General features: G+C 35.9%; 14 protein-coding genes. 10 read left to right on the top strand and 4 right to left on the bottom strand.

All coding sequences use genetic code 11. The features are described from left to right. Nucleotides 1-94: 94 nt before the first annotated feature. On the bottom strand, nucleotides 95-1,468 hold the full coding sequence (locus tag GQR59_RS06180; protein ID WP_160061153.1) for an AmpG family muropeptide MFS transporter: 1,374 nt from the start codon (nucleotides 1,466-1,468) through the stop codon (nucleotides 95-97). 141 nt (nucleotides 1,469-1,609) lie between these two features. After that, nucleotides 1,610-2,719 carry a ribonuclease D gene (gene rnd, locus GQR59_RS06185; protein WP_160061154.1) on the bottom strand — a complete coding sequence of 370 codons (1,110 nt, stop codon included), beginning with the start codon at nucleotides 2,717-2,719 and terminating at the stop codon, nucleotides 1,610-1,612. Between the two features lie 309 nt (nucleotides 2,720-3,028). Between rnd and leuC the strand changes: the two genes are divergently transcribed. The 6 genes from leuC (at nucleotide 3,029) to GQR59_RS18985 (ending at nucleotide 8,537) form a co-directional block, all read left to right on the top strand. Continuing rightward, complete coding sequence (gene leuC, locus GQR59_RS06190; RefSeq protein ID WP_160061155.1) at nucleotides 3,029-4,426, top strand: 3-isopropylmalate dehydratase large subunit; 1,398 nt, start codon at nucleotides 3,029-3,031, stop codon at nucleotides 4,424-4,426. Nucleotides 4,427-4,436: 10 nt separating this feature from the next. Beyond that, a complete protein-coding gene (gene leuD, locus GQR59_RS06195; RefSeq protein ID WP_160061156.1) occupies nucleotides 4,437-5,057 on the top strand; it encodes a 3-isopropylmalate dehydratase small subunit in 621 nt (206 codons plus the stop codon). 188 nt (nucleotides 5,058-5,245) lie between these two features. Beyond that, nucleotides 5,246-6,775, top strand: coding sequence for an alpha-isopropylmalate synthase regulatory domain-containing protein (locus GQR59_RS06200; RefSeq protein ID WP_160061157.1), 1,530 nt, complete (start codon nucleotides 5,246-5,248; stop codon nucleotides 6,773-6,775). Nucleotides 6,776-6,926: 151 nt separating this feature from the next. Next, a complete protein-coding gene (locus GQR59_RS06205; RefSeq protein ID WP_160061158.1) occupies nucleotides 6,927-7,358 on the top strand; it encodes a DUF3010 family protein in 432 nt (143 codons plus the stop codon). A 274-nt stretch (nucleotides 7,359-7,632) separates the two neighbouring features. Further along, a complete protein-coding gene (locus GQR59_RS06210) occupies nucleotides 7,633-8,175 on the top strand; it encodes a hypothetical protein (protein WP_160061159.1) in 543 nt (180 codons plus the stop codon). Between the two features lie 143 nt (nucleotides 8,176-8,318). After that, the gene (locus GQR59_RS18985) at nucleotides 8,319-8,537 is read left to right on the top strand and encodes a cysteine-rich CWC family protein (protein ID WP_160061160.1); all 219 of its coding nucleotides are present in this window, start codon (nucleotides 8,319-8,321) and stop codon (nucleotides 8,535-8,537) included. Nucleotides 8,538-8,656: 119 nt separating this feature from the next. Here the strand turns inward: GQR59_RS18985 and GQR59_RS06220 are convergent, their stop codons facing one another. Together GQR59_RS06220 and GQR59_RS06225 are read right to left on the bottom strand one after the other, a co-directional pair. Beyond that, nucleotides 8,657-9,247: an ankyrin repeat domain-containing protein gene (locus GQR59_RS06220; RefSeq protein WP_160061161.1), complete on the bottom strand. Its 591-nt coding sequence runs from the start codon at nucleotides 9,245-9,247 to the stop codon at nucleotides 8,657-8,659. A 72-nt stretch (nucleotides 9,248-9,319) separates the two neighbouring features. Continuing rightward, complete coding sequence (locus tag GQR59_RS06225) at nucleotides 9,320-10,840, bottom strand: catalase (RefSeq protein ID WP_160061162.1); 1,521 nt, start codon at nucleotides 10,838-10,840, stop codon at nucleotides 9,320-9,322. A 652-nt stretch (nucleotides 10,841-11,492) separates the two neighbouring features. On the opposite strand from GQR59_RS06225, the gene GQR59_RS06230 reads away from it, so the two are divergent. The 4 genes from GQR59_RS06230 (at nucleotide 11,493) to GQR59_RS06245 (ending at nucleotide 15,142) form a co-directional block, all read left to right on the top strand. Beyond that, nucleotides 11,493-12,356 (top strand): DnaJ C-terminal domain-containing protein, encoded by an 864-nt coding sequence (locus tag GQR59_RS06230; RefSeq protein ID WP_160061163.1) that lies wholly within the window; start codon nucleotides 11,493-11,495, stop codon nucleotides 12,354-12,356. 21 nt (nucleotides 12,357-12,377) lie between these two features. Beyond that, the gene (locus GQR59_RS06235; RefSeq protein ID WP_160061164.1) at nucleotides 12,378-12,734 is read left to right on the top strand and encodes a VanZ family protein; all 357 of its coding nucleotides are present in this window, start codon (nucleotides 12,378-12,380) and stop codon (nucleotides 12,732-12,734) included. A 126-nt stretch (nucleotides 12,735-12,860) separates the two neighbouring features. Further along, nucleotides 12,861-13,499 (top strand): uridine kinase, encoded by a 639-nt coding sequence (gene udk / locus GQR59_RS06240; RefSeq protein ID WP_160061165.1) that lies wholly within the window; start codon nucleotides 12,861-12,863, stop codon nucleotides 13,497-13,499. Between the two features lie 293 nt (nucleotides 13,500-13,792). Then, nucleotides 13,793-15,142: an 8-oxoguanine deaminase gene (locus GQR59_RS06245; protein WP_160061166.1), complete on the top strand. Its 1,350-nt coding sequence runs from the start codon at nucleotides 13,793-13,795 to the stop codon at nucleotides 15,140-15,142. The last annotated feature ends 70 nt before the right edge of the window (nucleotides 15,143-15,212 follow it).

Here is a 15,212-nt window from a genome sequence, read left to right on the forward strand (position 1 = left end):
CAACTGCTTTGTAAGAATAGCTTGTAAAAAGTACTTTTTAACAAATGTTTTTTAACAATTTTTTAATGAGTATTAGAATGTTCGCTCGTTAAACCTATTCTTCGATAACTTTCTTTAATACAACAATCAATCCTAACACTGGTACACCAATCAAGGCCGAGGCAATAAAGAAGTTTACATAACCAAAATCATCAACATACACACCAGAGAATCCTGCAATAAACTTTGGAAATAACAACATTATTGAACTAAATAGTGCAAATTGTGTAGCTGAAAACTCAATATTAGTCAGTTTTGAAATATAGGTAATAAAGGCCGTTGTCGCAATACCTGCACTGATGTTATCCATAGAAATGATTAACGTTAATAATGTTAAGTCTTTCCCCACAAAAGCGAGAATAGCAAAAATGAAGTTAGTGATAACTACTAATAACCCACCTAGAAAAAGGATTGAATAAGTACTGTATCGAGTTAATAAAATACCACCTAATGCAGCACCTAATAACGTCATAGTGACACCAAATATTTTTGATATCGCGGCAATTTCACCTTTGGTATATCCCATATCCACATAGAATGGGTTAGCCATAATACCCATTACAATATCGGAAATTCGGTATGTGCCAATCAATAATAAAATTAAGATGGCATGTTTACCGTAACGTTTAAAAAAGTCTGTGAAAGGCGCAATCACAGCCATATTTAACCAGGCCATAAAGCGTCCAGCTTTTGTAGGGATTTCAGCTGCGTTTAATTGTTCCAAAATTGCTGCTTGCTGTTGTTGTAACTCCGTCCCTTTATAATCAGGTTCTTTCGCTACGAATGTTGTGATTATGCCAACACCCATGCATGCAGCCATAACAAAGTAAGACGTTGACCAAGCTGAAAGCTCATATGCCTCTGAACTACTCGACCAAGCAGCAATTGCTAAGGATCCCGCTCCAGCCATAATCATCGCTAAGCGGTAACCCGTCATGTAAGCAGCCGCCATTGCTGCTTGAAATTTTTCTGGAGCAGATTCAATACGAAAAGCATCAATAACAATGTCTTGTGTTGCAGAGCTATAAGCAACCACCAAAGCACAAACAGCAAACATTACTAAATTTTGTTGTGGATCGCTCATGGCCATGCCAATAAGTGAAATAATAATAAATAGCTGCGACAGTAACAGCCAAGATCGTCTTCGCCCAAGCCAAGGGGTTAATAATGGTATCGATAAACGGTCTACAAAAGGTGACCATATCCATTTAAAAGCATAAGCCAGTGCTATCCAGCTGAAAAAGCCAATACTTGCTCTACTAACACCTGCTTCACGTAACCAAAATGAGAGAGTAGAAAAAACGAGTAAGAGAGGTAAGCCGGCAGAAAAGCCGAAAAAGAACAAAATTGCGACACGTTTTTGTAGATAAATTTTGCAACTTTCTAACCAAGTCGGCTTATCTATTTGTTGTGATATTTCTGTTGCCATAGAATTAACTCGATAAAGGTTGATGGTCTCGCTAAAATAAAAGGATGAAAATTAAGCGGTTTGCTTATTTAGTTAATTGAATTTTTTAAACTACCCCATGAGTTTTTATGGTGGGGCAGTTTAATGTCATTGATATTATTATTAATTTTTTAATTGATGCCCGATCAACTCAAAACGCCAACCTGTTAATATTTTAGGTTTTACTGCCGTTAAACGTTGTTGATCATTTAATTTCCAACACCAGCTTAAATACTCATTAATGACACGTTTAGAAGCAATTAATTCAACAGGCAATTCATATTTTTCAGCACAGCTTTTAACTTGGTCTCTGATCGACTTTAATGTTTTCTTATAAGTAGGAAAGTCGACTAAGCGTGAAATCAATGGTGGATAAGTTTCTGGATCTTGTGCTGTTACTTTTGCCATAACGGCTAAAATACTATCACCGTGAATACGGATTTCATTCGGTAGTAAATTTAATCGTTTCAAATCAGCATGTGTTGATGGTTGGTAATAAGCTAATAACCATAAATGTTCAGCTTTAACCACAAAGTTAAGTGCTAAATTTCTTGCTTGTGCTGTTTCTAAACGCCATTTTGCAAGTGCTTTAATAAGCGCTAAACCGTATCTGTCTAATTGAGAAAGGTTATCTAATGATTTATAAGCTTTGTCTGGATCGACTGGTTTCATTTTTTGGTCAAGAATCATTTGGCACTCTTGTTCAAAAAATGTCGACATGTTTTTTTCAGCCAGTTGCGCTTGTAATACTTCTAAACTTGGTTGTAGATATAAGACATCAGCTGCTGCGTAATGTTGTTGCTTTTCTGTTAATGGACGAGCACACCAATCGGTACGAGACTCACCTTTATCCAATACAACACCTTCAATCAATTCAACCATTTTAGCGTAACCTAACGACCCGCCATGATTTAAAAAAGCACAGGCAACTTGTGTATCAAATAACTTAATATTGAGGTTGCCTTTCTGGTGTTTGATGATTTCTAAATCTTCACTACTGGCATGTAAGATACAATCTTTGTTATTGATAGCTTGCCAAAATTCGCTAATGTCGCCAATTTCGATAGGGTCTATTAAAACGATTCTTTCGTTTTGAGAGACTTGTAATAAGCCTAGGTTAGCGAAAAAAGTACGAGTACGAACAAATTCAGTATCTAAAGAGATAGGGGAGTTATCTAATGTAGCAATATACTCAGATAATTTTTCTTGTGTGGAAATGATCTCAAATTGCATCAATTGATAACCTAAATAGAATTGTAATATTCTCTTATCTTACGGAAATTGATGTATTTTTTCTATTGAAATATTGATTAGTTAAATTTTATTTAAAATAAATTTTAATGCATAAAAAGTATGATTTATTGCATAAATATATAAGCAAGGCTAACAAATTTAAGTGCTTATTATTGTGCGTTTGTTGCAGATCCATTAGAATACACCTTTACAAATGCGCCGCGATCTGCTTATTGATAATCATTCGCATTATCTAAATATGTTTAGGCCGGAAAAAAGATTTTAAGTAATAGTGTGGTAAGGGAAACAATGACTAGAACAATGTATGAAAAAATCTGGGATGCGAACTTAGTTCATGAACCAGAAGCTGGATCTCCGCTTTTGTTTGTTGACAGACATCTAATGCATGAAGTAACAAGTCCACAAGCTTTTGAAGGCCTACGCCTGCAAAACCGTAAAGTGCGAAACGTGCATAGTATTCTAGGGACAATCGATCACTGTGTACCAACTAAAGACCGTTTTAATATTGTTGATGTTATTGCAAAAAAACAAGTTGAAACGATGACTGCTAACTGTGAAGAGAATGAAATTAATCTTTACGGTATGGACAGTAACCAAAACGGTGTTATTCATATCGTTGTACCTGAGCATGGTTTTGTTCATCCAGGTATGGTTGTATGTTGTGGCGATAGCCATACAGCAACGCATGGTGCATTCGGCGCGTTAGCGTTTGGTATCGGTACTAGTGAAGTTGAACATGTAATGGCAACACAAACATTACAACAGAAAAAAGCAAAAACAATGCTAGTGAAAGTAGAAGGTAAACTACCTGCTTTCTCAACAGCTAAAGATATTGCATTAGCTATTATTGCTAAAACAGGTACTGCTGGCGGTACGGGTTATGTAATGGAGTTCGCTGGTAATACAATTACAGACCTTACAATGGAAGGTCGTATGACGCTATGTAACATGGCGATTGAAGCAGGTGCTCGTGCTGGTCTTGTTGCACCAGACCAAGTGACATTTGACTATCTTGAAGGTAAAGAGTTCGCACCAAAAGGCGACGAATGGCCAATGGCTGTTGAATACTGGAAATCATTAGTCTCTGATGAAGGCGCTGAGTTTGATGCTCTTGTTGAATTAAAAGCAGAAGATATTGCACCGCAAGTATCTTGGGGTACATCTCCAGAGCAAGTTATTTCTGTAACCGGTGTGGTTCCAGCTCCATCTGACTTTACTAACGAAGTTAAATCACAAGCATGTGCAAATGCACTTAAATACATGGCATTAGAAGCAGGTCAAAAAATCACAGACATCCATATTGATGTTGTATTTATTGGTTCTTGTACTAATGGCCGCATTGAAGATTTCCGTGCCGCTGCTGAATTACTGAAAGGTAAAAAAGTAGCTGACGGTGTTCAAGCATTTGCTGTACCAGGTTCTTTCCCTGTTAAAGTACAAGCAGAAAAAGAAGGTCTTGATAAGATCTTTGTTGATGCTGGTTGGGAATGGCGTGATCCAGGCTGTTCAATGTGTTTAGCAATGAACGGTGATGAATTAGAAGATGGTCAACGTAGTGCATCTACTTCGAACCGTAATTTTGAAGGTCGTCAAGGTAAAGGTGGTCGTACTCACCTTGTATCACCAGCAATGGCTGCTGCAGCATCAGTTGCAGGTCACTTTGTAGACATTCGAGATTGGAAATAGGGACTAGATAATGCAACCATATATTAAACATACAAGTATCGCAGCGTTAATGGATCGTAGTAACGTTGATACGGATCAAATCATCCCAAAAAACTTCATGAAAAAAGTGGAACGTACTGGTTTTGGTATTAATTTGTTCCATAACTGGCGTTACCTTGCGGATAACGTGACACCAAACCCTGAGTTTGAATTAAACAAACCTGCTTTTAAAGGCGCTAAAATATTAGTTGCTGGTGAAAACTTTGGTTGTGGTTCATCTCGTGAGCATGCGCCATGGGCAATCGCTGATTACGGTTTTAATACTGTTATTTCAACTAGTTTTGCTGATATTTTCTACAGTAACTGTTTTAAAAATAGTATTTTGCCAATTATCGTAACCGATGAGCAACTTGCTGCCTTAATGGCTGAAATTGCAGGTAACGAAGGTGTTGAATTTACTGTTGATTTAGAAGCTCAAAAAGTTACGACACCAGGTGGTCTTTCAATCTCATTTGAAGTAGATGCATTCCGCAAAGAATCATTACTTGATGGTCTTGATGATATCGCTTGGACGTTAAAGCATGAAGAGCAAATTTCTACGTATGAAGCTGCACAAAGAAAACGTTTACCGTGGTTATGGCCTAGCGCTTAATCAAGCTTGATGCCAATTAAACTAAATTGGTAGTAGTTTGTTATCACAAATAAAAGGTGCACTTGTTGCACCTTTTTTATCGAAAACTTATTGTAGTGGATTGTTTGTAGTGAATTGTTATTTAACACTATTTTTATTAATTCAGTGCAATAAGCTTTTATTTTAAATTTTTACATGTGGAGTAAGCAATGACTCAAGATAATGTCACTGTACAGTTAATGGATACAACATTACGCGATGGAGAACAGACTCAAGCTGTTTCATTTTCTCCTGCTGAAAAAGTTAGCCTTGCCAAAGCACTATTACAAAAGCTTAAAATTGACCGTATTGAAGTTGCCTCTGCACGAGTATCAGAAGGTGAAAAAGAAGGTGTTACTAAGTTAAATATGTGGGCCGCAAAAGAAGGGTTGGTTGACCGTATTGAAGTATTAGGCTTTGTCGATCACACCTTAAGTGTTGATTGGATTACTGATACTGGCGGTAAAGTATTAAATTTATTAGCCAAAGGTAGTTTAAAGCATTGTACTGAGCAATTAAAAAAAACCTTAGATGAGCATGTTAATGATATTAAACAAACGATTGAATATGCAAAAAAGCAAGGCTTAAAGGTCAATATCTATTTAGAAGACTGGTCTAATGGTTATCAGAATAGCCCTGAATATGTCTACGATATGGTCACTAAACTATCTGATGTAGGCATTGCACATTTTATGTTACCAGACACATTAGGTGTCATGTCACCTGATGAAGTGTTTAAAAGTCTGAGTGATATGGTGACACGCTTTTCAAAACTAAAATTTGATTTTCACCCTCATAATGATTATGGCTTAGCAACTGCGAATGCAATGTATGCTGTAAAAGCCGGTGTGTCTTCTATTCATTGCACCATGAACTGTTTAGGTGAGCGAGCGGGTAATGCTTCTTTAACTGAAGTAGCTGTGGTATTAAAAGATAAATTAGGTAAAAAAGTAAATATCGACGAGTCTGAAATTCATAATCTAAGCAAATTAGTTGAGAATTTTTCAGGTAAACGTATCGCTGATAATACTCCGATTGTGGGAGCAGATGTATTTACTCAAACCAGTGGTATTCATGCTGACGGTGATAGAAAGGGGGGGTTATATATCTCTGCGTTAACACCTGAACGTTTTGCGCGTTCACGCAGTTATGCATTAGGAAAAATGAGCGGCAAAGCTTCAATTGCTAAAAACCTAGAAGCAATGGATATTGAACTCGATGCAGGTCAGCAAAAGAAACTATTAAAACGCATTGTGCGTTTGGCAGATCAAAAAGCGACGATTACTGCGGATGATTTACCGTTTATTATTGCTGATTTATTAGAGCGCAATGATTATAACTATGTTGAATTATTAAACTGTTCTATTAATTCAGGTCTAGATTTAGAGTCAACGGTTAGTATTCGTGTTCGTGTTAATGATGAAATATACAAAACCAGTGGCAGCGGTAATGGTGGTTTTGATGCCTTTATTAGCGCGATGAAAAAAGTGTTAGATAATGAACAGTTTGTATTCCCTGAATTAGTTGATTTTGAATTACGCATTCCACCTGGTGGTCAAACGAGTGCCTTTACCGAGTGTATTGTTACTTGGGAAGATGGTGATGATCATTTTACAACCCGTGGTGTTAATGCAAATCAGGTCTTAGCCGGGATTGGTGCAACGATCCGCATGATCAACTTGCGTATGCATAATAAATAAAGTTAACGCTAAAAAGTTATCGTTAACTAATAAAATCTAGCCATCACTAGGTTCTTAAAATAAAAGCCTTAATCTTTGATTAGGGCTTTTGTACTTTGACGAATATACTAGCGTTAATTAAAAGAAGCTATCGAATAAAAGAGGAAAGAAAATGAGAGTATGTGGTGTTGAATTAACAGGTAATGAAGCAGTGATTGCCATTATGCAGTATAAAAATGGTTTATATGATGTGCCACCTGTGCGTACAACAAAACTAACATTAAATGATCCAATTAATACTGAGCCGTTAAAGAAGTTTCAATTTGACTTTGCTCAACTGATGAAAGATTACCAAATAGATAAAGTGATCATTCGTGAGCGCGCATTAAAAGGCAAGTTTGCTGGTCATACATTAAGTTTTAAAATTGAAGGTGCATTACAATTAATGCAAAGTGTAGAAGTGCAGGTAATTTCATCTGATTATATTAAACAAGGTCTTAAGCAAGCACAAAATACACCTACTGCCATTGAAGTAGGACTTAAAAAGTTCCAAGAGCAAGCAATGTTAACGGCATTTGGTTACTTACAAAATAAACTAGGTTAGTTTTACTCGCTATTGTTAAAGTGTGGTTGAGCATATAATAGTAGCAAAAGAGCATGGCAAAAATAATCACGCCTAATAACCTAGTGTTATGACTTGAAAATAAAAAGAGATGAATAGCCATTTATTCATCTCTTTTTTTGTATCAGGATTGTAAGTTAAGGTTGTATATTAAACTCTTAAGTTTTACCTAAACAAGAGTCGTGCTCTAAGCTAGACTCGTTTAAATAGTGATGATTATAATCATCTGTATTCATTACATCATAAGGAAAGGCACGTGGAAAATAGTTTTGAAAATTTTGTTGGTCAATTTAAAGAGCAAAAACCAGTCTCATTAGCTACATTCTTTTATCAAGCAGAACTTCATTTAGTGACTCAGTTAAAAGACTATTTAAATGTTGATCAATCGTTACCAAGAAGTTTTTTCTCTTTAATCGAACAAGCTAAAAAAACACATAATGCAGATACCAACAAACATTTTTGGAATGCTTTATTAGCTTTTAACCAAGTTAACTTTAATCCTACCAGTAAAAGTGCACAGCCATGGTTACGTTATGTCAATATTATTGAATCTTTACAAGGTTATGCGGGTAGTCAATTATTTGATGAAACATCTATTAAGGTTAAACGTCAACATCGTCTGTTTTTTGCCTATATGTTAACTTGGGAGCACATTCGTTTTATTGCTGGTAATGAAGATGATTACAGCCCTAGCAGTGAGATTCTTAATGCTTATTCAACAGCACATAGTGAAGATGATCATAAGCATACTGAAGTTGAAGTGTGCTGCAATGATACAGCTTGTAAGCATAACCAATAAAATTAATCTGAATTAATAAGTATTGAATATAAAAGTAGTGTTTTATTCTAATAATTAAATGCTATTTTTATAGATGCTTTGCTCATTATTTATTGAGTCTATTTATCAAACATGAGCCATTAATTACTTTTAAGGGCAATAAAATGAGTCAAAATATAGATAATAAATCCTGTCCTTTTTGTTTGAAGGATAATCAATGTGATGTCGCTAATAGTTGTTGGTGTAAGGTAATAAAAATACCCGCCCAGCTTTTAACGTTAGTGCCTGCTGAGCTTGCCAATAAATCTTGTATTTGCAATGCTTGTGTCATCAGTTTTAATAATGACCCTGATTTGTTTTTAAAAAGAGGGAAGGTTCAGTGATAAGTTAACAGTGAATACCCGGAAATAGCGGTGTTGTATCGCTTTGCTTATCCTGAGCTGAGGTTATTTACATTACTTAATATTCACTGCTTTTTGAAGTAATACTAACCAATAGAAGGTTATTGAAGTTGTTCAATAGATGTAGCTGAATTACCGCTATTATCTTGTAAGTTAATATCCGCACCGCGCTCAACTAATAATTCACGAAGTTCTTCACGACCAAACAAACTTGCATACATGACGGCTGTTTGACCTGCTTTATTTTGTTGGTTTTCATCACAATCTTCAGACATTAATGTTTTAGCAATACTAAATTCACCTCTAAATACGGCGGCCATTAAAGCGGTATTACCTTTATTATCCTGTGCACAAACATTAGCGCCTTCTTTAATTAACGTATTAACAATATTTTTTTGTCCATTGTATGTTGCAATCATTAATGCGGTGTAACCTTTATGATTTTTAACATCAATCGGTAAACCTGCATTTAAAAACTCGTTAATGACTTCATTGTCACCAGTACGTGCTGCAGCATAGTAGTAAGGTATTAGTTGTTCATAGGCTTTTTCTTGATTGGCTTCGTCAGCATTAGCATTAGCAAAGGTGAATGGAGACGTTATCGCTATTAGAAAAAGAGGAAATACAATCGCCAATAACCAATTTTTTTTCGTCGTTCTATTGTTCGAAATTAATGACTTAATAGTAAACATATCTATTCCTCTCTTTATGATCAGGTTATAAAAGTAGGTGAGGGGGCTTCACCTACTTATTAGTGTGTGAATTTATAGCGTTTTAGCTATTGCTTTCACTTTTTCGATATCGCCGTTCACAGCTTTCGTTAAACGTGTACCGTATTCTGTATCTGCTTTGTAAAAGTGACTTAACATTTTATGTTGAGTTTCTTTATTAGTAACAGCACCTAAGTCACCAGATAAGTTGCGGATTAAGTTTGTGCGCTCTTGTTCAGAGAATGCGCGGTAAACTTCACCTGCTTGTGCAAAATCAAGCGTTTTATGAATTGCTTTTTGTTGCACTGTACCTGTTAGAGGTGTTTCGCTATGACGTGCTTTTACATCTTCAGTAACACCTTCATAGTTTGGTTGGTAGTTAATATCAGATTGAGTATTACCCACATTACCTACGCCACCTTGGTTGTAATTAAATACAACTACTTTTGGACGGTTAATCGGTAGTTGCTGGTGGTTAGAACCTAAACGGTAAAGCTGTGTATCTGCATATGAAAACATACGACCTTGTAGCAATCTATCTTCAGATGGTTCAATACCTGGGATAAGGTTTGCCGGTGCCATAGCAACTTGCTCAGTTTCTTGGAAAAAGTTATCAGGTACTCTGTTTAAAGTCATTGTACCGACTTTAGTTTCTTTGATATTTGTCCAAGCTTTAGTTGCGTCTAATGGGTTATAAGCAAATTTATTAAGGTCAGAAGGTTTCATCGTTTTGATGTATAAATCCCATTTTGGGAAGTTACCTTCTGAGATGTTTGCATATAAATCACGTGTCATATGTTGTGTATCTGTTGATTGCACTGCTTTAACTTGATCTGCATCTAGGTTTTTAATGCCTTGATGACTCTTCCAATGGAATTTCACATAGTTAACATCGCCGTTATCATTGATCATTTTATAAGCATGAACACCAAATCCATCCATTTCACGGTAACTAGCAGGTGTGCCGTTATCACTAAATACGCGTGTTAACATGCTTGTTGAACCTGGCTCATTTGAGAAGAAATCAAAAAAGCGATTTGGATCTTGAATATTAGTCACTGGAGAAGGTTTCAATGAATGAACCATGTCTGGGAACTTAATAGCATCTCGGATAAAGAAAACGGGTAAGTTGATACCTACTAGATCCCAGTTACCTTCATCGCTGTAAAACTTAGTGGCAAAACCTCTTGGGTCACGCAACGTTTCAGGGCTACCTAACGGGTGAATAACTGAAGAGAAACGTACGAATACAGGTGTTTCTTTTCCTTTGCTTTCAAAAGGAGCTGCCGTCGTTACATCGCTGTAATCAGTCGAGGCTACAAATGTACCGTGAGCACCAGTACCGCGGGCATGTACAACACGCTCTGGTATACGTTCACGAGCAAAACGTTGTAATTTCTGAATAAGATGAACGTCTTCTAATAAAACACTGCCATTTGGACCGGCAGTAAGTGAATTTTGATTGTCGCCGATAGCAGCACCATTATCTTTTGTAAGTACTTCAGCACCAACATTAAAAGCAGTTGCAAGACTTAATACTGGTACTAGGACCTTTAATTTAGATTTCATATTCATTCCCTTTTAACTTGTTGTTTGTAATAAGTGATGAGGATAATAGGGGGAATCTCATGAAAAGAAAAAACGTTTATTCTAATCTTATTGATAGGTAAAACTGATTGATTGTGGTTTTTATATAGTTTTTATGTATTGAAGATATATATTTATCAAATTAATTTATAAGGAAAAATAAGTACTAATAATCTTTTTAATCAGTTGTTTAGTTATTTGATCATAGAATTACTTAACGAAAAGAAAGAGGCGGTATGTATTATGAAATAAGAAGCGTTAATAGTTTATTACGAATAGATATTTATGGAAGTAAGTAAGGCCATGTATTTTAGATCGCTGTGTTAGTTGCATTATATTGCCGCTTTTATGCACTAAATATCCCTGATAAACTTAATCTACTAGTGCCAATGAAATTTAAATCTATTAGTTTCAATACAATTTAAAGTCTGTATTCATCGTTTTAAGATTGCTGATTAACATCATCTTCCTGAATTATTATTAAAAAATAAAATACAGCATAAATAAATATAAAGATGGCTTTATTTATCTTTTTTTATTTTTGCATTCAGTAATTTTTATGTGATTTTAAATTAGTTAAGCTATAATTCGCGCGCTTTGCTGTGCAATATGCAACTACAATTGAATTATTGAGAAAAGAATGTCAAAACGTGATTGTTATGAAGTATTAGGTGTTACTAAAACAACATCTGAAAAAGAAATTAAAAAAGCCTATAAAAAATTAGCGATGAAATATCACCCTGATAGAAATCCTGATAACCCTGTTGCACAAGAGAAATTTCGTGAAGTGAAAGCAGCTTATGAAATTTTAAATGATCCTGAAAAGCGCGAACAATACGATGACTTTGGGCATAGTGCATTTGAAAATGGTCAAGCACGTGGCCGTGGTGGATTCGGACAAGGCGGCGGTGACTTTAATGACATGTTTGGCGATATGTTTGGTCAACGCCAACAACATCAGCAACCTCCACGACATCAACCACAGCCGGAAAAAGGCTCAGACATTATTCTACAAATCGAATTAACATTAGAAGAGTGTGTGGAAGGTTGTAACAAAGAAGTACGTTTACCTAATACAACAAATCCATTAGCAGTCGTTGTTCCTGCGGGTATTAATCAAGGTCAGCGTGTTCGTATTGCTGGTCAAGGTAACCCTGGTACGTTAGGCGCACCTCGTGGTGATTTGTTTGTTGAAGTCGTGTTATTAGAGCATGATTTCTTCACGCGTAAAGGCAATGACCTATATTGTGATTTAGTCACTTCTTTCCCTGTTGCAAGTGTCGGAGGTACCGCTAAAGCCTCTACGTTTACTGGGCACATTAATTTGAAAATACCTGCTGGCACACAAGTAGGGCGAAAATTTAGAATTAAAGGACGTGGTGTTAAGGCCATGAACAGCGATCAAGTAGGCGATTTAATTTATACTGTTGTCATTCCAACACCGACAGAATTAACTGAACGTCAGCATGAATTACTCACAGAACTAGCAGAATCGATGAATTAAGAAATAATTGGACATTATTTTATGAAGCTACTACTACAGTTAATAAGAGATTATTGGGTCATATTATCATTAATATTAGCCACAATAATTACGTTTTTATCACTTACGCCAATGGCACAGTTACCCGATGTACCTGGTAGTGATAAAAGTCACCACTTTATTGCTTATAGTGCTTTAATTTTTCCACTGATGTTAAAGAAGCCAAATTATTGGGTTGTTATCGTCATCTTATTTACTATGTTAAGTGGTGCTATCGAATTAATCCAACCTTACCAAAACCGTTATGGTGAATGGTTGGATTTGTTAGCTAATATTGGCGGACTTACTTGTGGCGCAACGTTAGCTTATGTTACTAACCGTTTTTTTCCAGCTTATTAAACGTATCTATATTAAGTGTTAATAGATTAGAAAGTTTTTTTAAGAGTTTTTATAGACTTAAAAATATTTTCAGCTCTCTAACCTATTAACCTTTTTTAAATTTAATTTATTTTATGAAGGTCAATTTTGAATAAAAATCACTGTGTCGTTATCGCAATTGCAGGGGCATCAGCCTCAGGAAAGAGTTTAATTGCACATACAATTTGTAATGAGCTTCGACAAGAATTAGGGACTGATCAAATAGGCATTATTTCCGAAGATGCTTATTATAAAAATCAGTCACACATGCCAATGGAAGAGCGTATACAAACCAATTACGATCACCCAAAAGCGTTTGACCATCAGTTATTAAGTCAACATATAGAATCATTACAAAATAACCAATCTGTTGAAATCCCTGTTTATAGTTACACTGAACATACTCGAACTGATGAAGTTATTAATTTAACACCTAAAAAAATTATTATCATTGAAGGTATTTTATTACTAACAGATTCGACATTGCGCTCACAAATTGATGCCAGTATCTTTATTGATACACCGTTGGATATTTGTTTAATGCGACGTTTAACACGCGATATTATGGAGCGTGGTAGAACGTTAGATTCAGTGATGGCACAGTATAAAAAAACAGTAAGACCGATGTTCTTGCAATTTATTGAGCCGTCAAAACAACATGCCGATATCATCATTCCTCGTGGTGGTAAAAATCGTATCGCTACTGATATTTTAAAAACACGCATTAAATATTTATTAAATAAATAATATTATTATTTATTTTCCAGTTTTAGTAAAAACGCTTTTGTATTGAAGCGTTTCTACTTCTACTTCTACTTCTACTTTAGCTTTACTCTTACTTTGACGCTTCTTCAAAACTTTGTCAGCCGCTATTTAAATTTTGAAATAAATCGGTACAATTAAATTCTCTCAGCAGATTAACACGCAAGTCACTGCTATTTATTATATCGCGACGATATAAGGTGACTGAGTAATTGACCTTTTTAACTGCTTGTTAAATCCCTTTCTATCGTTCGCTCTATTTTTATATAGGTGAACAAATGTCTACCAGTCTATGGATTAAAAAACCACTTTCAATTTTTACAGCTAATCAACAAGATGCAGGCAATGGCATTGTTATTAAAAATGGTGTCATCATTGAGCTTGTTGCGAGTAATCGCGAACCAATACAGCCTATTGATGATATCTTCGATGCCAGTCAACACGTTATCTTACCTGGTTTAATCAATACACATCACCATCTTTACCAAACACTCACCAGAGCTTTTCCCGCCTCTTTAAATAAACGATTGTTTCCTTGGTTGCAGGCACTGTATCCAGTGTGGGCGAAATTACAGCCTGATATGTTACATGCTGCAACGGAGTTAGGGTTATCGGAATTATTACTGTCAGGTTGCACAACCGTTGCTGATCATCATTACCTTTTTCCTGAAGCATTAACTGAAGCGATTGATATCCAAGTGTCAGCAGCAAAACTCATTGGTAATCGTGTCATGTTAACCCGCGGTTCAATGAGTTTAGGGCAAGATGATGGCGGTTTACCGCCACAATCTACAGTGCAAAGCGATGCTGAAATATTAGATGACTGTCAACGTGTGATTACTCAGTTTCACCAAGAGGGCGAGGGCGCTATGGTGCAATTAGCATTAGCGCCTTGCTCTCCTTTTTCGGTAACCACCGATTTAATGAAAGAAACAGCTAAGCTTGCCCGTGAAAATGGGGTGCGCTTACATACACATTTAGCGGAAACGGAAGATGAAAATAATTTCTGCTTGAGCACCTTTGGTTTACGTCCGCTTGATTATTTAGAATCCGTTGGTTGGCTGTCTTCTGATGTGTGGCTTGCACATGGTATCCATTTTAATGACCAAGAAATTAAACGATTAGGTACAGCAAAAGTAGGAATAGCTCATTGTCCTTCTTCTAATATGATACTGGCTTCCGGCATTTGCCGAACCAAAGAATTAGAAGCTGCGGGGGCACACGTTGGTCTCGCAGTTGATGGCTCTGCTTCAAATGATGGTTCTAATATGATCCAAGAAGTTCGTCAGGCCTTAATGATTAATCGTTTACGTTATCAAGCGGATCAAGTCACTCATCTTGATGCTCTATTTTGGGCAACAAAAGGTTCTGCTCAAGTATTAGGTCGAGATGACATAGGAGAATTAGCGGTTGGAAAACAAGCCGATCTTGCATTGTTTAATCTTGATGAATTACGTTTTTCTGGATCACATGACCCATTGGCTGCATTAATTTTATGTGGTGCTCATAAAGCTGATTATGTAATGGTTGCGGGTCAATGGAAAGTTAAAATGGGACTGTTAATTGATAATGATATCGATGACATAAAAGCGCGACATGGTGAAGCTGCATCAAACCTTATTTTATAGCAACGTATAAAAACTATTTATAAAAAATAAAGAAAAATGGGTTTGTTTATTATTAAATTAATAAACAAAC

Source organism: Psychromonas sp. L1A2 (genome assembly GCF_009828855.1).
Lineage (GTDB): Bacteria > Pseudomonadota > Gammaproteobacteria > Enterobacterales > Psychromonadaceae > Psychromonas.